This is a genomic window from Pseudomonas sp. ENNP23 (assembly GCF_001728945.1).
Classification (GTDB): domain Bacteria; phylum Pseudomonadota; class Gammaproteobacteria; order Pseudomonadales; family Pseudomonadaceae; genus Metapseudomonas; species Metapseudomonas otitidis.
In genome coordinates this window covers 43642-61278 of sequence record NZ_LYSP01000040.1, presented here as the reverse complement: position 1 = coordinate 61278, position 17637 = coordinate 43642, and the positions used below count along the sequence as shown (strand labels likewise).

Here is a 17637-nt window from a genome sequence, read left to right as displayed (position 1 = left end):
CCGAGGAGATCGCCGTTTGAACCTGAACCGCCTGTTCCTTGGTTTCGGCGGCCTGGCCGTCCTGGGCCTGCTGTGGTGGCTCGGCGTGGCGGCCGGGGGCGCGGACGACGGCCTGGCCGCGCGCTTCTCGCCCCAGCAGACCCTGGCCAGCCTGCAGGAGCTGCTGCACCGTGGCGAGCTGTACGAGCACGTGTGGGTGAGCCTCAAGCGCATCCTCGTCGGGCTGTCCCTGGCGCTGCTGGTTGGGGTGCCCCTGGGGCTGCTGGTGGGCAGCTCGCGCAATCTGGAGGCCGCCACCACGCCGGCCTTCCAGTTCCTGCGGATGATCTCGCCGCTGTCCTGGATGCCCATCGCGGTGATGCTGATGGGGGTGGGCGACCAGCCCATCTACTTCCTGCTGGCCTTCGCCGCCGTCTGGCCGATCCTGCTCAACACAGCGGCCGGGGTGCGTCAGTTGGACCCGCGCTGGCTGCAACTGGCCCGCAGCCTGAGCGCCACCCGCCGGGAGGTGCTGCTGAAGGTGATCGTGCCCGGCGTGCTGGGCCATGTGCTGACCGGCGTGCGCTTGGCCATCGGCATCCTCTGGATCGTGCTGGTGCCCTGCGAAATGCTCGGCGTCAGTGCCGGGCTCGGCTACTACATCCTCGATACCCGCGACCGCCTGGCCTACTCAGAGCTGATGGCCATGGTGCTGCTGATCGGCGTGCTGGGCTTTGCCCTGGATGCCGCCGCGCGGGGGCTCTACCAGCGCTGGTCGCACACCTGAGGCACCGGGCGCTTCAGGCGTGGGAGGCGAGTCGGGCCTGGTAGAACAACTGGTCGCAGTGCGCCAGCAGGTCCTGGGGATGGGTCAGCGCCGGCGCGCTTGAGCGGTCGCTGCTGAGGTTGATGCTGAGGTGGTCCTGGCCGTCCGGGCGGTGGGCGTGGTCGTCGTTGGGCTCGAAGTGGTCGATGTCCGCCATTGGCCGCGCGCGGGCAGTGGCGAGCGGCCGGTCCAGGGGGCGCCGGCGATGCCGCCCATCGTCTCGCGGGCGCCTTTTCCAGGTTTACAGCCAGCGTCGGACCTGCTCGCGGTACGCCAGGTAGTCGGCACCGAAGAGCTGTTCGAGCATGCGTTCCTCCGGCGGGATCTGATAGCGCTCGATGTACAGCATGAACAGCACCACGCCCGCCAGGGCGAAGGGCGCGGCGAGCCACAGGCCCCAGCCCAGCAGCATCAGGGCGAAGCCCAGGTACATGGGGTTGCGGGTGCGATGGTAGATGCCACGGATGACCAGGGCCGAGGTGCGTTCCGGGTGGATCGGGTTGACCGTGGTGCGGGCCCGGCGGAAGGCCAGGGCTCCGGCCAGGCAGGTCGCCACGCCGGTGGCCAGCACCAGCAGCGCGAGCAGCAGCCGCAGCGCCGGGGGCAGGGCGATGGGCAGGTCCGGCGTGACCTGGGCCAGACCGTACATCAGCGCGGCGCAGGCCAGCCCCACCAGCGGCGGCGGGATGCGCCGCTCCAGCCAGCGGGCACGGGGGAGCGCGGTGGGGGGCTGGGTCATGGGGCTGTCCTTGTGAGGTGGGGGAGGCGGCATCATCAAGCCTGGAGTGGCTACAGAGTCAAGCACGCCTCCTGTGCATCACTGGTCCCGTTCGAAGCGCACGCCGGGCTTGGCGCGTTCGTCCACCCGCAGCTCGAAGACGTCGGGGCGGGCGTAGTGGCCGACCACGTCGAAGTCGTAGCGGGCGCGGGTCAACTGCTCGGTGTCCACCTCGGCGCAGAGCAGGCCGGTGGCGTTGCGCAGCGGGCCGGCGAGCACCTCGCCCAGCGGGTCGACGATCACGCTGCCGCCCTGGATCAGCGGGCGGTCGTCATCCCAGCCCGGTACTTCGATGCCCAGCTCACGGGGCGAGGGCTGCACCTGGCAGGCGCTGATCACGAAGCAACGGCCCTCATGGGCGATGTGGCGCATGGAGCATTGCCACACCTCGCGCTCGTCCACCGTTGGTGCGCACCACAGCTCCACGCCCTTGGCGTACATGGCGGTGCGCAGCAGCGGCATGTGGTTCTCCCAGCAGATGGCGGCACCCAGGCGGCCGGCGGCGCTGTCCACCACCGGCAGGGTGGAGCCGTCGCCCTTGGCCCAGATCAGCCGCTCGGTGCCCGTGGGCATCAGCTTGCGGTGCCGTGCCACCAGGCCTTCGCCGGGCTCGAAGAACAGTGCCGTGCAGTACAGCGAACTGCCCGCACGCTCGATCACTCCCAGCACCAGGCTGGCGCCGGTGCGGGCGGAGAGGGCGGCCAGGGCGTCCGTCTCGGCACCGGGCACGTCGATGGCGTTGGCGTGGTAGCGGGCGAAGGCCTCGCGTCCCTCCGGCAGGCGATAGCCCAGGCGGGTGCCGAAGATCTCGCCCTTGGGGTAGCCGCCCAGCAGCGCCTCGGGCATCACCACCAGGGCGGCGCCGGCGTCGCGGATGGCCTGTTCGTAGGAGAGGATGAGGTCCAGGGTGGCCTGCTTGCCTTCCGGCAGGGAGCCGATCTGCAGGGCGGCGACGGTGCGGCGGGGCATGGCGTGGGTCCTTGCTTGGTGAGGGATGACGGGGATGCTATAAGCCCCGCTTCCCGCAATGAATGGCGATTCGCTGCTAATCGATATGAAGCGCATGAATATCGAACAGGCCGACCTGAACCTGCTCAAGGTCTTCGAGGCCCTCCACGAAGAAGGCAGCGCCAGCCGCGCCTCGGTGCGCCTGGGGCTGACCCAGTCGGCGGTCAGCGCGGCCCTCGGGCGCCTGCGCCTGCTCTACGGCGATGCGCTGTTCCAGCGCACCGGGCGCGGCTTGGCGCCGACCCTGCTGGCGGACCAGCTCAAGCCGGTGATTAGCGAGGCCCTGGACCGGGTGCGCCAGAGCCTGGACCTGGTGGCCCCGGAGGGCGACGACTTCAGTGGACGCTCGGTGACGGTGGGGCTCTCCGACGACTTCGAGATCGCCCTCGCACCCCGGCTGCTGGCCCAGGTGGCGCGGCGGGCGCCGCAGCTGCGGCTGATCTTCCGCCAGACCCACAGCCAGATCGTCAACGCCGCGCTGATGGAGCGCCAGGTGGACCTGGCGATCACCTCCGGCGGCATCACCAGCCAGGGCCTGAGCCGCGCCTTGCTGGGGGAGGGCGGCTACGCCTGCGTGGTCGACCCCGAGGGATTCGGTGATGCCGGGGCGCTGGACCTGGAGCGCTTCGTCGCCAGCCCGCACCTGCTGATTTCCTCCGGCGGCTTCATCGGCATCGTCGACGAGGCCCTGGCCGCCCTCGGGCGCAGCCGCCGGGTGCTGGCCTCCACCACCCACTTCGCCGCCTTGCCCTACCTGCTCAAGGGCACGCCGGCCCTGGCCACGGTGCCGGCCCATGCCGCCGAAGCGGTGGCCCGCGTCAGCGGCCTGCGGGTGCTGGCCTGCCCGCTGGCGCTGCGGCGCTACCCCATCGAGCTGGGCTGGCGACCCCGCGCCCTGGAGGACCGCGCCGTGGCGCTGGTCCGCGAGGCCATCGAGGCCTGCTTCCCCCTGACGCCGACTCAAGGAACCTGACATGGAGACGTCGCTGGCCCTCAAGCGGGTCGTCGCCACCGTCGATTACCGGCGCTTCTGCGCTTCCGCCCGCCAACCGGGACTGGCCACTTCCCCGGTGTCCCACGCGGTGTGCGGTCTGCAGCGCGAGCTGGATGCGCTGCCGGCCTTCGTTCTGGCGGGTCGGGCCAGCCCAGGGCGATCCTCTTCTGGTCGGCGGACCAGTGCCAGCGGTTTTCCTTGAACCAGCCGACAACATTCCGCTGCCGGCTGGCCTAGACTTCTGCATCCCGACCCGCCGGGTCGGCTTTGCAACGATCGCAGGGAGCGAACCGATGAAACTGGCCAAGGACGACATAGCCCGCTTGTTCACCCTCCATTTGCCGGATTACTGCTGCGAGGTCTCCCGCCTCGGTGTGGCGGAGCTGGCCTTGCAATTCACCCACCGCGCCCTTGGGGATGTGTTCACCCTCTGCGTGCCGGCCCGCGAGCTGGATGGCGCCCCGGCGGTGCGGGCCCTGAGCCGGGCCCTGGCGGAAGAGTTCGAAGGCGCCGTGGGCGCGCGCCTGTGCTTCGGCACCCTGCGTCGCCGAGCCTGAGCGCAATAACGTACAAGACCGGCCCGCTGGCGGGCGGCACCGTTGGTGGGTCCCTTCTGCCCGAGCGTTGCCATGGCCTTGCACATCGAAACCCCGTTGATCCTCTCCCACCCGCTCTCCGCAGCCGCCGGGCGGCGCGTCCGGCTCAAGCTGGAGGCGCTGCAGCCGCCCGGTTCGTTCAAGATCCGTGGCGTCGGTGCCGCCTGTGAGGTGCACGCGCGGGCGGGCAAGCGGCGTTTCATCTGCTCCTCCGGCGGCAATGCCGGGCTGGCGATGGCCTTTGCCGGGCGCCAGTTGGGCGTTCCGGTGACGGTGGTGGTGCCGGAGAACACGCCGGAGCGCGCCCGCGAAGCCCTGCGCGGCGAAGGCGCGGACCTGCGGGTGCACGGCGCCGCTTGGCACGAGGCCAACGAGCTGGCGCTGTCCCTGGTGGGCCCGGAGGACGCCTTCATCCACCCCTTCGATGACCCGCTGCTCTGGAGCGGCCACGCCAGCCTGGTGGACGAGGCCGTGCGCCAGGGCCCCCGGCCCGGCGCCGTGGTGCTCTCGGTGGGCGGCGGCGGCCTGTTCAGCGGCGTGGTGGAGGGCCTGCGCCGCAACGGCTGGGACGATGTGCCGGTGGTGGCGGTGGAAACCCGGGGCGCCGCGTCCTTCGCCGCTGCGCGGGAGGCCGGCACGGCAGTGACCCTGGACACGCTGGCCACCTGCGCCGGCTCCCTGGCGGCGCGCCGCGTGTGCGATCGCGCGGCCGAGCTGGCCCGGCTGCACCCGGTGCGCAGCCACCAGGTCAGCGACCGCGAGGCACTGCGGGCCTGCGAGCGCTTCCTCGACGATCACCGCCTGCTGGTGGAGCCGGCCTGCGGCGCAGCGCTGGCCGCGCTCTACGGGGAATGCCCGGCGCTGGAAGATCTCGACGACGTGCTGGTGGTGGTCTGCGGCGGGGTGACCGCCAGCCTGGAACAGATCCGCGCCTGGCACGTCCAGGCCGCCGACTGAGCTGCACGAATCTTCCAGACAGCGCCGCTGGGCGGCCGATAATGGCGGGCCGCACCCCCTGCGGTGCAGGATGGCCCCCTGGCTGAGCGGAGCGCGCCCATGGCGGATGGCAACTGGATCGACCTCAAGCAGGATGCCGGCACCGGCATCGAGACGCTGCGCGCGCACTTTCGCGGGCACGCCTACGACCCGCACTGGCACGACAGCTACCTGGTGGGTGTCACCGAGCAGGGCGTGCAGCAGTTCCATTGCCGGCGTGCCCGGCACACCAGCACCCCGGGCCAGGTGTTCCTGCTGGAGCCGGGGGAGGTCCATGACGGGCATGCGCCCACCGAGGATGGCTTCACCTATTCCATGCTCTACCTGGAGCCGGACTGGCTGGAGCGCGAGCTGCGCAGCCTGTTCGAGGACGCTCCGGCCCATTGCCAGCCCAGCTTCGCGGGCACCCTCGCCAGCGACCCGCAGCTGGCGCTGGCGACGCTGACCGCCTTTCGCGCCCTGCACCAGCAGGAGCTGCGCATGCTGCGCCAGGCCGCGGTGGACCAGTTGCTGGTACGCATGACCGACCACCTGCACTGGCGCAGCCGGCAGCGCCAGGACCCGCGCCTGCCGCTGGTGGCGCTGCGGGCGCGGGACTACCTGCAGGCCCACCTGGGTGAGGACATCGGCCTGGACGACCTGGCGCTGGCCGTGGGGGTGGACCGCTTCCGCCTCAGCCGCGCCTTCAAGGCCGCCTTCGGCCTGGCACCCCACGCCTACCTGATCCAGCTGCGCCTGAGCCGGGCGCGGCAACTGCTGGCCCGGGGGCAGACGCCCGCCGAGGTGGCCAGCGCGCTCGGCTTTGCCGACCAGAGCCACCTGGGGCGCTGGTTCCGCCGGGCCTACCGGCTGACCCCGGCGGACTACCGTCGGCGCTGCACACGTCTTCCAGACTGAGCGGCCGACGGGCCGGAAGATGGGGACTCCCCACTCCGGAGCCCACCATGGACACGCTGTCACCCTTCGCACTCTTCGCCGTCGTCGCTTCCATCACCCCCGGCCCCACCAACCTGCTGGTGCTGGGCAACGCCGCGCGTTTCGGACTGCGCCGGGTGTGGCCCATCGTGCTCGGTGCCTGTTCGGCGGCCACCGCTGTCCTGGCCCTGGTCGGCCTCGGCCTGGGGGAGGTGCTGCTGCGGCTGCCGGCCCTGCAGCTGGCGATGAAGGTCGCCGGCTTCGCCTGGCTCTGCTGGCTCGCCTGGGGCCTGTACCGCAGCGCCGGCAGCGACCTCGGCCCGGACGCCGGCCGGCCCCTGGGCGTGGCCGGCGCGATGGGACTGCAACTGGTGAACCCCAAGGTGTGGATGACTGCGCTGGTGGTGATGGGCGTGTACCTGCCCGGCGCCGGGGACCTGGCCATCCGGGTGCTGCAGCTGGCGCTGGTGTTCCTGCTGGTGTCGCTGCCCTGCATGGGGGCCTGGGCCCTGCTGGGGGCGGGCAGCGCACGGCTGCTGCCGGGGCACCGGGCGCAGCGGCGGTTCAACCGGGCCATGGCGGTGCTGCTGTTCCTGTCGGCCTGCCTGGCGCTGGGAGGCTGACCGCTTGGCCATAACCAATTGGTTGGCCTGAGACCCATCTGACGCTAGGCTTGCGCGCATTGCCCTGCCTGGACCTGCCCGTGAATATCGACACCCGCATCAAGTTCCGTCACCTGGTGTGCTTCCTCGAAGTGGCGCGCCAGGGCACCCTGGCGCGCGCGGCGGACAAGCTGGCGGTCAGCCAGCCGGCCATCTCCAAGACCCTGCGCGAACTGGAGGACCTGCTGGGCGCCAGCCTGTTCGTGCGGGGTCATGGCGGGGTGACCCTGAGCGAGGCGGGGGTGGCCTTCATGCGCTACGCCGGGCCCTGTGTGCAGGCGCTGCGGGACGGGGTGAACAGCCTGCGCAGCGGCGAGCACGAGTCGGCCACGTTGCGCCTGGGGGTGCTGTCCACCGTGGAGAGCCTGCTGGTGCCCGAAGCGGTGCGCCGCCTGCATGCGCGCCACCCGTCCCTGGTGGCCAGCGTGGTCACCGGCCCCAGCGCCTGGCTGCTGTCGCAGTTGCACCTGGGCGAGCTGGACCTGGTGGTGGGGCGGATGACCGACAGCCCGCAGATCCAGGGGCTGGTGTTCGAGCACCTGTACAGCGAGTCGATGACCCTGGTGGTGCGCCCCGGCCACCCGCTGCTGGCGGCGCCCGTGATGCGCGAGGCCCTGCAGGGCTTCCCGCTGGTGCTGCCGCTGGCCGGGACCACCATCCGCAAGTACGCCGATGCTTTCTTCGTGCAGTGCGGTGTGGCGCAGCCGCGCCAGCGCCTGGAGACCCTGTCGGTGGCCCTGAGCCGGCGCTACGTGCAGACCGGCGAGGCGATCTGGATCGCCCCCTACGACGCGGTGCAACTGGACCTGCGTCGCGGTGAGCTGGTGGAGCTGGACCTGGGCATCCGCGAGCCCGGTGGCTCGGTGGGCATCTGCAGTAACGCCGCGCTGCCGCTGCCCCTGGCCGCCCACTGGTGCGTGGAGGTGCTGCGGGAGCTGGGGCAGGACTACCGGGACGGCAGCTATCCGGAATCGAGCGTCCCTTAGAGTGGTTGGCCATAACCAATTGGTTATGTCTGGCGGGCGTCTTTTCAGTTCACGGGCTGGGCTCCAGCGGCGAGACTGCCACCCGCCCGCTGCCTGGCAGCCTCCACAACTCGAACAACAGGAGACCGACATGGCCGATCTTCCCTCGGAAAGCCGTTTTGTCATCCGCGACCGTAATTGGCACCCCAAGGCCCTGACCCCCGACTACAAGACCTCCGTGCCGCGCTCGCCGCGCCAGGCGCTGGTGAGCATCCCGCAATCGCTGTCGGAGACCACCGGCCCGGACTTCTCCCACCTGAAGATGGGCGAGCACGACAACGACCTGCTGCTGAACTTCAACCACGGCGGCTTGCCCATCGGTGAGCGCATCGTCGTCTCCGGCCGGGTCATGGACCAGTACGGCAAGCCGATCCCCCACACCCTGGTGGAGATGTGGCAGGCCAACGCCGGCGGCCGCTACCGCCACAAGAACGACCGCTACCTGGCGCCCCTGGACCCCAACTTCGGCGGCGTCGGCCGTGCCCTGACCGACAGCGAGGGCCGCTACATCTTCCGCACCGTCAAGCCGGGCCCGTACCCCTGGCGCAACGGCCCGAACGACTGGCGCCCCGCGCACATCCACTTCTCCATCAGCGGCCCGTCCATCTCCACCCGGCTGATCACCCAGCTGTATTTCGAAGGTGACCCGCTCATCCCGCTGTGCCCCATCGTCAAGAGCATCGCCAACCCCGATGCCGTGCAGACGCTGATCGCCAAGCTGGACATGGGCAACGCCAACCCCATGGACTGCCTGGCCTACCGCTTCGACATCGTGCTGCGCGGCCAGCGCAAGACCCACTTCGAGAACCGCTGAGGAGCCACCCGCATGCCCATCGAACTGCTGCCGGAAACCCCTTCCCAGACCGCCGGCCCCTACGTGCACATCGGCCTGGCCCTCGAAGCCGCCGGCAACCCGACCCGCGACCAGGAGATCTGGAACCGCATGGCCAAGCCCGGCGCGCCGGGTGAACACATCGTGCTGATCGGCCACGTCTACGACGGCAACGGCCACCTGGTGCGCGACTCCTTCCTGGAGTTCTGGCAGGCCGACCACGAGGGCGTGTACGACACCGCCTTCGACCTGGAGAAGCCGTTCAACAGCTTCGGCCGCACTGCCACCACCTTCGACGCCGGCGAGTGGACCCTGCACACCATCAAGCCCGGCGTGGTGAAGAACGCCGCCGGGGTGCCCATGTCGCCGCACATCAACATCTCGCTGTTCGCCCGGGGCATCAACATCCACTTGCAGACCCGCCTGTACTTCGAGGACGAGGCCCAGGCCAACGCGGCCGATCCGGTGCTCAACCTGATCGAGCAGCCGCAACGCCGCGAGACGCTGGTGGCGCGCCGCTGCGAAGTGGAGGGGCGCCTGGCCTACCGCTTCGACATCCGCATCCAGGGTGAAGGGGAAACGGTGTTCTTTGACTTCTAGGGAACCGGCCCCCGTGCCCGACGCGCTGACCGAACCCATCGGGCAGCGCATCCAGCGGCATTTCGAGTCTGCGCTGGAGGCCCGGGGCTACCGGACCGACCCCGCGCAACGCACCGCCATTGCCCGTCTCGGCCAATGGCTGGAGGCGCTTGTGGCGAGGCGCAGCGGCTGGCTGCGGCGCCTGCCGGCCGGGCTCTACCTCTGGGGCGGCGTGGGGCGTGGCAAGAGCTTCGTCATGGATGCCTTCTTCGACGCGGCCCCGGTGCCGGGCAAGCGGCGGGTGCATTTCCACGCCTTCCTGCAGGAACTGCAGGGGCGCATCGCCGCCTTCGCCGGCCAGCCGGACCCGCTGGCCCTGGCCGCCCACGCGCTGGCCCGGGAGGCGCCGCTGCTGTGCTTCGACGAGTTCCACGTCCATGACATCGGCGATGCCGTGCTGCTCGGGCGCCTGCTCAAGGTGCTGGTGGAGGAGGGCGTCGGCCTGGTGTGCACCTCCAACTACCACCCGGACGGTCTGTGCCCGAACCCGCTGTACCGGGAGCGCTTCAAGCCCGCCATCGCCCTGATCGAGAAACGCTTTGAGGTGATCCACCTGGACGGCGGCGAGGATTACCGCCAGCGCGGCGGCGAGCGGGAAGCCTGGGGCGAGTACGCCTGGCCGCAATCGGCCTTTCCCGAGGGCTGGCTCGCTGCCCGCCTGGGGCTGACGGAGGTGGGCGCCCAGGTGCTGACGGTCAACCACCGGCTGCTGCCGGTGCAGGCGGCGGGCGCCGATCGGGCCTGGATCGCCTTCGACAGGCTCTGCCGGGACCCGCGCTCCAGCGCCGACTTCCTCTGGCTGTGTCGGCAGTTCCGGCACCTCGCCATCAGCGAGGTGCCGTGCCTGGGCGAGGAGGCCATCGACGTCCAGCAACGCTTCGTCAACCTGGTGGACATCGCCTACGACGCCGGCACGCGCCTGCTGTTGGCCAGCGAGGCGGACCTCGACGCCCTGTGCCGGGGCAGGCCGCACATGGATTTCTCCCGCACCCGCAGCCGGCTCCGGCAACTGCGCTCGGTACAACCCGACTCCATGGACTGAACATGCTGCAGAGTCCCGCCATCGTCGCGCCGATCTTCATCCCCATCGGCATTGGCCTCCTGTCTGCCTGGGGGGCTTCGGCATCACCCGGGCAAACATGTGCCAGCCCCGGACGCGCGGGTGGCGCGTCGGGGTGGTGGCGTCTGCGGGGGGAAGTGGGCACCGCCTTGTGGGCGTGACCCGACCGAGAAACGGCGCGGCACCTGACCGGACCGCGTGCTCCCCCGGCGGCGCAGAACCTACGGATGTCCGTACCAGGGGTCAATTGCGATTATCGAACTTCGGTTCGATAATCGGCCACCTGCTGCGACCGCGATTCCATACAGGACAACAACAATGACCGAAGAAACGCGTGCTCCCCTGACCCCCCTGGCGCCGCCTATCGTCGCCTCGCCGGCCAAGCGCATCGAGGCCTTCACCGGGGACCCCAACTTCATGACCTCCCTGGCGCGGGGCCTGGCGGTGATCCATGCCTTCCAGGAGCGCAAGCGCCACCTGACCATCGCCCAGATCAGCCACCGCACCGAGATTCCCCGTGCCGCTGTGCGCCGGTGCCTGCACACGCTGATGAAGCTGGGCTACGTCACCACCGATGGGCGTACCTACTCGCTGCTGCCCAAGGTGCTGACCCTGGGCCATGCCTACCTGTCTTCGACACCCTTGGCGGTGACGGCCCAGCCGATCCTCGACCGCCTCAGCGAGCAACTGCATGAGGCTTGCTCCATGGCCACCCTGGAGGGCGACGAGATTCTCTACATCGCCCGTTCCGCCACGCCCCAGCGGCTCATCTCGGTGGACCTCAGCGTCGGCAGCCGCCTGCCGGCCTACTGCACCTCCATGGGGCGCATCCTGCTGGCCGCCCTCGACGACGCGGCCCTGGAGGACTACCTGGAGCACGCCGACCTGCAGGTGAAGACCAGTCGCACCGTCTGCACCCCCGACGGCCTGCGCGCGAGCATCGACGAGATCCGCCGCCAGGGCTGGGTGATCATCGATCAGGAGCTGGAAATGGGTCTGCGCTCCGTCGCCGTGCCGCTGAAGGACTCCGCCGGCCAGGTGCTGGCCGCACTCAACGTGGGCACCCACGCCGGCCGCGTGTCCCGCCAGGAGCTGGAGAACCGCCTGCTGCCGGTGCTGCTGGAAGCCAGCAAGGAACTCAGTACCCGTCTGTTCCACTGAGGGGATGCGTGCACAGCCAAGGCGGCTGCGTCCGCCTGGCTGAACCTGTTCGTCTATCGAACGCTTTGCCGATTATCGAATTGAATGCTCCCGGCACTCTCCGTAACGTCTGCCCAGCCCGCGGCCAACGCCCGGGCGAATAACAACAACGAGAGTCCGAGCCTGCCCGGGCCGTGCCATCGCATGAGCGCGGGGTGCCAGGCTCCAGCAGGAATCCTTGCATGACCAGCCAAGCCCACGTCCCCGTTGCGGGCATCCTCGATGTCCAGCGCTTCATCAATGCCCAGCCGTTGTCCGCCTACCAGTGGCGCGTCGTCCTGCTGTGCTTCCTCATCGTCTTCCTCGACGGCCTCGACACCGCCGCCATGGGCTTCATCGCCCCGGCCCTGACCCAGGAGTGGGGCATCGACCGTGCCAGCCTGGGCCCGGTGATGAGCGCCGCGCTGATCGGCATGGTCTTCGGCGCCCTCGGTTCCGGCCCTTTGGCCGACCGCTTCGGGCGCAAGCTGGTGCTGGTGGGTGCGGTGTTCCTGTTCGGGCTGTTCAGCCTGTTCTCTGCCTTCAGCGCCAACGTCGAGCAATTGCTGGTGCTGCGCTTCCTAACCGGCCTGGGGCTGGGGGCGGCGATGCCCAACGCCACCACGCTGCTCTCCGAGTACACCCCCGAGCGCCTCAAGTCGCTGCTGGTGACCAGCATGTTCTGCGGCTTCAACCTGGGCATGGCGGGCGGCGGCTTCGTTTCCGCCAAGCTCATTCCGGCCTTCGGCTGGCACAGCCTGTTGCTGATCGGTGGCCTGCTGCCGCTGCTGCTGACCCTGGTGCTGCTGCTGTGGCTGCCCGAGTCGGCACGCTACCTGGTGGTGCGCAACAAGGGCGATGAGCGCGTTCGCCGCGTGCTGGCGCCCATCGCCCCGAGCGAAGTGGCCGTGGCCACCGGCTTCAGCGTGCCGGAGCAGCAGACGGTGCAGAGCCGCAACGTGTTCCGGGTGATCTTCTCCGGCACCTACAGCGCCGGCACCCTGCTGCTGTGGCTGACCTATTTCATGGGGCTGGTGATCGTCTACCTGCTCACCAGTTGGCTGCCGACCCTACTGCGCGACAGTGGCGCGAGCCTGGAGCAGGCCGCCTCCATCGGCGCGCTGTTCCAGTTGGGCGGCGTGCTCAGTGCGGTGGGTGTGGGCTGGGCGATGGACCGCTTTGACCCGCACCGGGTGATCGGCGTGTTCTACCTGCTGGCCGGGGTCTTCGCCTGGCTCGTCGGCCAGAGCCTGGGGCAGATGACCCTGCTGGCCACCCTGGTGCTGGTGGCGGGCATGTGCATCAACGGCGCGCAATCGGCCATGCCGTCCCTCGCGGCACGCTTCTACCCGACCCAGGGCCGCGCCACCGGCGTGTCCTGGATGCTCGGCATCGGCCGCTTCGGCGCCATCCTCGGTGCCTGGATCGGCGCCACCCTGCTGGGCCTGGGCTGGAACTTCGAGCAGGTGCTTACCGCCCTGGTACTGCCGGCCGCCCTGGCCACCGCCGCGGTGCTGGTGAAGGGACTGGTCAGCCACGCCGACGCCACCTGATCCCGCCTCAGCCCTCGGGCGGCTGCCAGCCGCCGCCGAGGGCCTTGTACAGGCTGACACTGGCCTGCAGTTGCGCGAAGCGCACCTGCACGGCGGCATCTTCTGCCTGGAACAGGCTGCGCTGGGTCTCCAGCACCGTCAGCCAGGTCTCCGCTCCCACCCGGTAACGGCGTTCGGCCAGTTCGAACGCCTGCCGGGCGCGGTCGCGTTCTTCGGCTTGCCAGCGTTGCTGGTGGGCGCTGCCCTCCAGGGCCAGCAGGGCACGTTCGACGTCGGCGAAGGCATTGACGATGGCGCCCCGGTAGGTGGCCAGCAGCTCCGCCTGGCGCGCCTGGCGTTGCTGGTGCACGGCGTCCAGGCGGCCGGCGTTGAAGATCGGCGCGCTGAGGGCCACGCCCAGGTTGGTGTAGGGGTTGCGCAGCAGGTCGGGGAACTGGTCGGCGCCACTGCCCAGGGCGGCGGTGAGGCTGAGGCTCGGCAGCAGGGCGGCGCGGGCCACGGTGATATCAGCCTCGGCGGCGGCCAGGCGGGCTTCGGCGGCGGCGATGTCCGGACGCCGGGCCAGCAGCGCGCTGGGCAGGCCGGGGTCGAGGGCCGGGTTGGCGAGGCGCTCGAAGCCCTGGTCGCTGACCTGCAACTGCTGCACGGGCTGGCCGAGCAGGGCGGCAAGGGTGACCCGGGCCTCCTGCCGCTGTTGCCGGAGGCGCGCGTGCTCGCGCTCGCGGGCGGCCAGCAGGCCCTGCTGCTGGGCCAGCTCCACGGCGCCGGCAGCGCCGGCGGCGTGCCGGGTCTGCACCAGCGCCAGGACCTGGCGGGCGTTGTCGCGGTTGTGCCGGGCGATCCGCTGTTGCTCCGCCAGGGCCTGGAGGCTGAGGTAGGCGCTGGCCACGGCGCTTTCCAGGGTCAGCTCCAGGGCGGCCTGGTCGAAACGGCTGGCGGCGTAGCCCTGTTCGGCGCTGGCCAGGGCTGCGGCCTTGCCGCCCCACAGGTCGAGTTCGTAGCTGGCGTTCAGCAGGCCGCCGAAGCTGTGGTAGCGCGGCTGTTCGCGGCTGGCATCCAACTGGCTGAAACCCGGGCCGCGCAGCAGGCGTTGCTGGTTGGCGCTGAGGTCTGCCTTGAGCTCGGGCAACAGCGGCGCGCGGGCCTGGGTGATGGCGGCCTGGGCCTGGCGCAGGCGGGCGCGGCCGGCGGCCAGGTCTTGGCTGCCGGCACGGGCCGTCTGCACCAGGCGCTCCAGGGCAGGGTCGTTGAAGTGACGCCACCAGTCGCGGACGCTGACGGCCGCATCCGGGACGGCTGCCTGCCACCGGGGCGGCGGGGTGAGGGCGGCGGGTTCGACCGGTGCCTGGCGGGTGCAGGCGGCCAGGGTCAGGCACAGCAGGGCGAGGAGGGGCTTGGCGTCGGTCATGGTTGGGTGAGTGCGGTTACCGGGTCGAGGCGCGCGGCCTTGCGGGCCGGCATGTAGCCGAACAGGACGCCGGTGGCCAGGGCGCAGCCGAAGGCGCCGAGGGCGGCGAGCAGGGAGAAGCCCAGGGCCACGTCGGTGAGCAGCAGCAGGCCGCCCACCAGGCCGGCCAGCAGCAGGCCGAGCCCGCCGCCGGTGACGGAGAGCAGCGAGGCCTCGGTGAGGAACTGGCGGAGGATGTCGCGCTGGCGGGCGCCGGTGGCGATGCGGATGCCGATCTCGCGGGTGCGCTCGCGCACGGTCATGAGCATCACGTTCATCACGCCGATGCCACCCACCAGCAGGGAGATGGCGGCGATGGCGCCGAGCATCAGCGAGAGGCTGTTGCGGGTGCTGGCCTCGGCCTGGATCAGGGCGGCGTTGTTGGTCAGCTCGAAGTCCCGCACGCCTCGGTGCAGGCGCAGCAGCAGGCGGTCCAGCGCCGCTTCGGTGGCCTGCACCCGGCTGGCGTCGGCAGCGGCCACCACGACGAACGCCGGGTCGGGCTTGCCGAACAGGCGGATGCTGGCGGCGGAGTAGGGCACCACCACCTGGTTGTCGGCGTCTTCGTCGCCGGAGCTGGCGCCCTTGGCCACCAGGGTGCCGATGACACGGAACGGCACCTGGCCGATGAGCAGGTCACGGCCCACCGGGTCGAGGCCGGGGAACAGGGTGTCGCGCACCTTCTGCCCGATCACTGCGACCGGCGCCGCTTCGGCTTCTTCCCGGGCGTCGAAATAGCGTCCGCTGGCCACCGGCCAGTTGAGGATCTCGGGGAAGTCCACGCCGTTGCCGCGCACGTAGGGGGTGATGTCGCGGTTGCCGTAGCGCACCAGCAGCTCGCCGCCGATCACCGGCATGATCCGCCGCACCTGGGGCAGGGCGGACAGCGCGGCGATGTCGTCGAGGGTGATGACCCCTTCCGGCAGCCGAGGCGCTGGGGGGTAGCCGGAGAGGTAGATGATGTTGGAGCCGAAGGCGCCCATCTGTGCCATGACCTGGCGCTTGCTGCCCTCGCCGATGGCCAGCATCACCACCACCGAGGCGACGCCGATGACGATGCCGAGCAGGGTCAGCGCGGTGCGGAAGCGGTTGACGCCCATCATCCGCCAGGCGGCGCGCAGGGCATCGAGCAGCTCGCCGGCCCAGGCGCCGGCCGGTGCGAGGCCGGGCTGCTCCAGGCGTTCGCGCAGTTGGCTGGCGGGCCGTGCCCGGGGGCTGATGGCGGGGTCGGTGCCGCTGTCGCTGATGATCTGCCCGTCGCGCACTTCGATCACCCGACGGGCCCGTGCCGCCACCTGGCGGTCGTGGGTGATCAGCAGCAGGGTGTGGCCTTCGGCGGACAGGGCGTCGAGCAGGTGCATGACGTCTTCGCCGCTCTGGCTGTCCAGCGCGCCGGTGGGTTCGTCGGCGAGGATCACGTGGCCGCCGTTCATTAGTGCACGGGCGATCGAGACCCGCTGCTGCTGGCCCCCGGAGAGCTGGTGCGGGCGGTTGTCGCTGCGGCTGCCCAGGCCCAGGCGCTGCAGCAGGTCACGGGCGCGGGCGGCGCGTTGCGGGGCGGGGGTGCCGGCGTAGAGGGCGGGCACTTCGACGTTCTCGCGGGCAGAGGCGGCGGGGATCAGGTGGTAGCCCTGGAAGACGAAGCCGAAGGCTTCGCGGCGCAGCCAGGCCAGGGCGTCGGCGTCGAGCTGCGCCACGTCGCGCCCGGCGAAGCGGTAGTGCCCGGCGCTGGGGCGGTCCAGGCAGCCGAGGATGTTCATCAGGGTGGATTTGCCGGAGCCGGAGGCGCCGACGATGGCGACGTATTCGCCGGCCTGGATGCGCAGGGAGACGCCGCGCAGCACCTCCACCTCGGGGGCGCCGTTGCCGCCGTAGCGCTTGCGGACGTCCTGCAGCTCCAGCAGGGGCGCTTCGCCGTTCATCCTTCGTGGGCCTCGTCGCCTACCAGCAGCCGTTCGCCTTCGGCCAGGCCGGCGAGCACCTGGACGCGCATGCGGTCCCGCAGGCCGATGCGCAGTTGGCGCTCCTCGACGGCGCCGCGCTCGTTCACCACCCGCACCCGGTCGCCGTCGCGCAGGGCCGCCAGGGGGATGGTGAGGGCGTTGCGGGCGTGGCCTTCGACGAACTGCACCTGGGCGGTCATGTCGGTCATCAGGGCGCCGTCAGGGTTGTCCACGTCCAGCAGCACGGTGTAGAGCACCACGCGGCCGCCACCGGCGGTGGGGCTGCCGCCGCCCTGGCTGAGCTGCTCCAGGGGCCGTGGTGGCAGCGGCAGGATCTGCCGCACCTTCGCGTCCCAGCGCCGTCCGCCGCCGCCCAGGGTGCTGAACCAGGCGGGCATGCCGGCCTGGATGCGGCCGATGTCGGCTTCGGACACCTGGGCCCAGAGAGTCATGGGCGAGAGCTGGGCGATGCGCAGGATGAGCGGGGTCTGCTGCTGGGCGTTGAGGGTCTGGCCGACCCGTGCGTCCAGGGCCACCACGGTGCCGGAGAGGGGCGCGTAGATGCGCGTGTAACCCAGCTCGGCCTCGTCGCTGCGCAGGGTGGCGCGGGCCTGGTCGATCTGGGCGCGGATCATGTCGATGCGGGCGCGGGTGGCGCGGACCTGGGCCTGGGCCACCTGCAGGTCTTCTTCACGGCCGGCGCCGCCGGCGAGCAGGGTGCGCTGTCGGGTGTGCTGCTGGTTGGCCAGGTCGTGCTGGGCGCGCTGTTCGGCGAGCTGGGCTTCGAGGGTCTGGATGGAGTAGCGCCCGGCATCCACCTTGGCCTGCTGGGTGGACGGGTCGATTTCCACCAGCAGGTCGCCCTGGCGCACGCTGTCGCCGGGCTCCACATGGAGCTTGAGGATCTGCCCGGAGGCCTGGGCGCCAACATCGACGTAGTGCCGGGGCTGCAGGGTGCCGAGGGCGCTGACACTGCTCTCCAGGTCCGCCAGGGTGACGGCGACGCTGTCCGGGTGGGCCGACCTTGGGGCCTGGGTCCAGGCCACCAGGGCCAGCAGGGGGAGGGCGAGCAGGGGCGCGGCGAGCAACTGTCGAGGTGTGGGCATGCGGGGCTTCCGGGCTGGCTGACGACCCGCGACCGCCGTTGCGACGACCACGGAGGGCTGCCTGGGAAACGGATGGAGGCTCGGGTGATTTAGTCCGGA

Annotated in this window: 19 protein-coding genes; 13 read left to right on the top strand and 6 right to left on the bottom strand. The window is 70.8% G+C overall.

All coding sequences use genetic code 11. The annotated features are described in order from the left end of the window. Positions 1-16: 16 nt before the first annotated feature. Complete coding sequence (locus A9G05_RS20745; protein WP_069562746.1) at positions 17-766, top strand: ABC transporter permease; 750 nt, start codon at positions 17-19, stop codon at positions 764-766. A gap of 13 nt (positions 767-779) precedes the next feature. Here A9G05_RS20745 and A9G05_RS20740 read toward each other — a convergent pair whose 3' ends face one another. The 3 genes from A9G05_RS20740 to A9G05_RS20730 all read right to left on the bottom strand — a co-directional run bounded on the left by A9G05_RS20740 (position 780) and on the right by A9G05_RS20730 (position 2552). Then, on the bottom strand, positions 780-962 hold the full coding sequence (locus tag A9G05_RS20740; protein ID WP_069562745.1) for a hypothetical protein: 183 nt from the start codon (positions 960-962) through the stop codon (positions 780-782). An 84-nt stretch (positions 963-1046) separates the two neighbouring features. Next, positions 1047-1544: an isoprenylcysteine carboxylmethyltransferase family protein gene (locus A9G05_RS20735; RefSeq protein ID WP_069562744.1), complete on the bottom strand. Its 498-nt coding sequence runs from the start codon at positions 1542-1544 to the stop codon at positions 1047-1049. 78 nt (positions 1545-1622) lie between these two features. Beyond that, positions 1623-2552 carry a carbon-nitrogen hydrolase family protein gene (locus A9G05_RS20730; RefSeq protein ID WP_069562743.1) on the bottom strand — a complete coding sequence of 310 codons (930 nt, stop codon included), beginning with the start codon at positions 2550-2552 and terminating at the stop codon, positions 1623-1625. Positions 2553-2637: 85 nt separating this feature from the next. On the opposite strand from A9G05_RS20730, the gene A9G05_RS20725 reads away from it, so the two are divergent. The 12 genes from A9G05_RS20725 (at position 2638) to A9G05_RS20670 (ending at position 13042) form a co-directional block, all read left to right on the top strand. Then, complete coding sequence (locus tag A9G05_RS20725; RefSeq protein ID WP_069562742.1) at positions 2638-3564, top strand: LysR family transcriptional regulator; 927 nt, start codon at positions 2638-2640, stop codon at positions 3562-3564. Position 3565: 1 nt separating this feature from the next. After that, on the top strand, positions 3566-3787 hold the full coding sequence (locus tag A9G05_RS20720; protein ID WP_069562741.1) for a hypothetical protein: 222 nt from the start codon (positions 3566-3568) through the stop codon (positions 3785-3787). A gap of 91 nt (positions 3788-3878) precedes the next feature. Further along, entirely contained in the window at positions 3879-4142 is a 264-nt protein-coding gene (locus tag A9G05_RS20715) for a hypothetical protein (protein ID WP_069562740.1), read from the top strand. A 72-nt stretch (positions 4143-4214) separates the two neighbouring features. After that, a complete protein-coding gene (locus A9G05_RS20710) occupies positions 4215-5138 on the top strand; it encodes a pyridoxal-phosphate dependent enzyme (RefSeq protein WP_069562739.1) in 924 nt (307 codons plus the stop codon). Positions 5139-5237: 99 nt separating this feature from the next. Then, positions 5238-6074, top strand: coding sequence for an AraC family transcriptional regulator (locus tag A9G05_RS20705; protein WP_069562738.1), 837 nt, complete (start codon positions 5238-5240; stop codon positions 6072-6074). A 47-nt stretch (positions 6075-6121) separates the two neighbouring features. Continuing rightward, positions 6122-6715, top strand: a complete 594-nt coding sequence (locus A9G05_RS20700) for a LysE family translocator (protein WP_069562737.1) — start codon at positions 6122-6124, stop codon at positions 6713-6715. 80 nt (positions 6716-6795) lie between these two features. Continuing rightward, positions 6796-7740 carry a pca operon transcription factor PcaQ gene (pcaQ, locus tag A9G05_RS20695; RefSeq protein ID WP_069562736.1) on the top strand — a complete coding sequence of 315 codons (945 nt, stop codon included), beginning with the start codon at positions 6796-6798 and terminating at the stop codon, positions 7738-7740. Between the two features lie 130 nt (positions 7741-7870). Then, the gene (pcaH, locus tag A9G05_RS20690; RefSeq protein ID WP_044399542.1) at positions 7871-8593 is read left to right on the top strand and encodes a protocatechuate 3,4-dioxygenase subunit beta; all 723 of its coding nucleotides are present in this window, start codon (positions 7871-7873) and stop codon (positions 8591-8593) included. 12 nt (positions 8594-8605) lie between these two features. Continuing rightward, positions 8606-9211, top strand: a complete 606-nt coding sequence (gene pcaG, locus A9G05_RS20685) for a protocatechuate 3,4-dioxygenase subunit alpha (protein ID WP_069562735.1) — start codon at positions 8606-8608, stop codon at positions 9209-9211. Positions 9212-9224: 13 nt separating this feature from the next. Beyond that, positions 9225-10292 carry a cell division protein ZapE gene (gene zapE, locus A9G05_RS20680; protein ID WP_256548472.1) on the top strand — a complete coding sequence of 356 codons (1068 nt, stop codon included), beginning with the start codon at positions 9225-9227 and terminating at the stop codon, positions 10290-10292. A gap of 336 nt (positions 10293-10628) precedes the next feature. Beyond that, the gene (locus A9G05_RS20675) at positions 10629-11471 is read left to right on the top strand and encodes an IclR family transcriptional regulator C-terminal domain-containing protein (protein ID WP_069562733.1); all 843 of its coding nucleotides are present in this window, start codon (positions 10629-10631) and stop codon (positions 11469-11471) included. A 221-nt stretch (positions 11472-11692) separates the two neighbouring features. After that, positions 11693-13042, top strand: a complete 1350-nt coding sequence (locus A9G05_RS20670; protein ID WP_069562732.1) for an MFS transporter — start codon at positions 11693-11695, stop codon at positions 13040-13042. Positions 13043-13049: 7 nt separating this feature from the next. On the opposite strand, the gene A9G05_RS20665 is transcribed toward A9G05_RS20670, so the two are convergent. Genes A9G05_RS20665 through A9G05_RS20655 form a run of 3 tightly spaced genes read right to left on the bottom strand, consistent with a single transcriptional unit; the run spans position 13050 to position 17538 of the window. Next, entirely contained in the window at positions 13050-14450 is a 1401-nt protein-coding gene (locus tag A9G05_RS20665; RefSeq protein ID WP_069562731.1) for an efflux transporter outer membrane subunit, read from the bottom strand. Then, positions 14447-16411, bottom strand: coding sequence for a MacB family efflux pump subunit (locus A9G05_RS20660; protein WP_069562730.1), 1965 nt, complete (start codon positions 16409-16411; stop codon positions 14447-14449). The genes A9G05_RS20665 and A9G05_RS20660 overlap by 4 nt, the downstream gene beginning before the upstream one ends. After that, positions 16408-17538, bottom strand: coding sequence for an efflux RND transporter periplasmic adaptor subunit (locus tag A9G05_RS20655; RefSeq protein WP_069562729.1), 1131 nt, complete (start codon positions 17536-17538; stop codon positions 16408-16410). Before A9G05_RS20655 ends, A9G05_RS20660 begins: the two co-directional genes overlap by 4 nt. Positions 17539-17637: the final 99 nt, after the last annotated feature.

Coding starts and splice junctions, on each gene's coding strand:
- A9G05_RS20740 (WP_069562745.1), bottom strand. CDS start 962: ATGGCGGACATCGACCACTTCGAGCCCAACGACGACCACGCCCACCGC.
- A9G05_RS20735 (WP_069562744.1), bottom strand. CDS start 1,544: ATGACCCAGCCCCCCACCGCGCTCCCCCGTGCCCGCTGGCTGGAGCGG.
- A9G05_RS20730 (WP_069562743.1), bottom strand. CDS start 2,552: ATGCCCCGCCGCACCGTCGCCGCCCTGCAGATCGGCTCCCTGCCGGAA.
- A9G05_RS20725 (WP_069562742.1), top strand. CDS start 2,638: ATGAAGCGCATGAATATCGAACAGGCCGACCTGAACCTGCTCAAGGTC.
- A9G05_RS20720 (WP_069562741.1), top strand. CDS start 3,566: ATGGAGACGTCGCTGGCCCTCAAGCGGGTCGTCGCCACCGTCGATTAC.
- A9G05_RS20715 (WP_069562740.1), top strand. CDS start 3,879: ATGAAACTGGCCAAGGACGACATAGCCCGCTTGTTCACCCTCCATTTG.
- A9G05_RS20710 (WP_069562739.1), top strand. CDS start 4,215: ATGGCCTTGCACATCGAAACCCCGTTGATCCTCTCCCACCCGCTCTCC.
- A9G05_RS20705 (WP_069562738.1), top strand. CDS start 5,238: ATGGCGGATGGCAACTGGATCGACCTCAAGCAGGATGCCGGCACCGGC.
- A9G05_RS20700 (WP_069562737.1), top strand. CDS start 6,122: ATGGACACGCTGTCACCCTTCGCACTCTTCGCCGTCGTCGCTTCCATC.
- pcaH (WP_044399542.1), top strand. CDS start 7,871: ATGGCCGATCTTCCCTCGGAAAGCCGTTTTGTCATCCGCGACCGTAAT.
- pcaG (WP_069562735.1), top strand. CDS start 8,606: ATGCCCATCGAACTGCTGCCGGAAACCCCTTCCCAGACCGCCGGCCCC.
- A9G05_RS20675 (WP_069562733.1), top strand. CDS start 10,629: ATGACCGAAGAAACGCGTGCTCCCCTGACCCCCCTGGCGCCGCCTATC.
- A9G05_RS20670 (WP_069562732.1), top strand. CDS start 11,693: ATGACCAGCCAAGCCCACGTCCCCGTTGCGGGCATCCTCGATGTCCAG.
- A9G05_RS20665 (WP_069562731.1), bottom strand. CDS start 14,450: ATGACCGACGCCAAGCCCCTCCTCGCCCTGCTGTGCCTGACCCTGGCC.
- A9G05_RS20660 (WP_069562730.1), bottom strand. CDS start 16,411: ATGAACGGCGAAGCGCCCCTGCTGGAGCTGCAGGACGTCCGCAAGCGC.
- A9G05_RS20655 (WP_069562729.1), bottom strand. CDS start 17,538: ATGCCCACACCTCGACAGTTGCTCGCCGCGCCCCTGCTCGCCCTCCCC.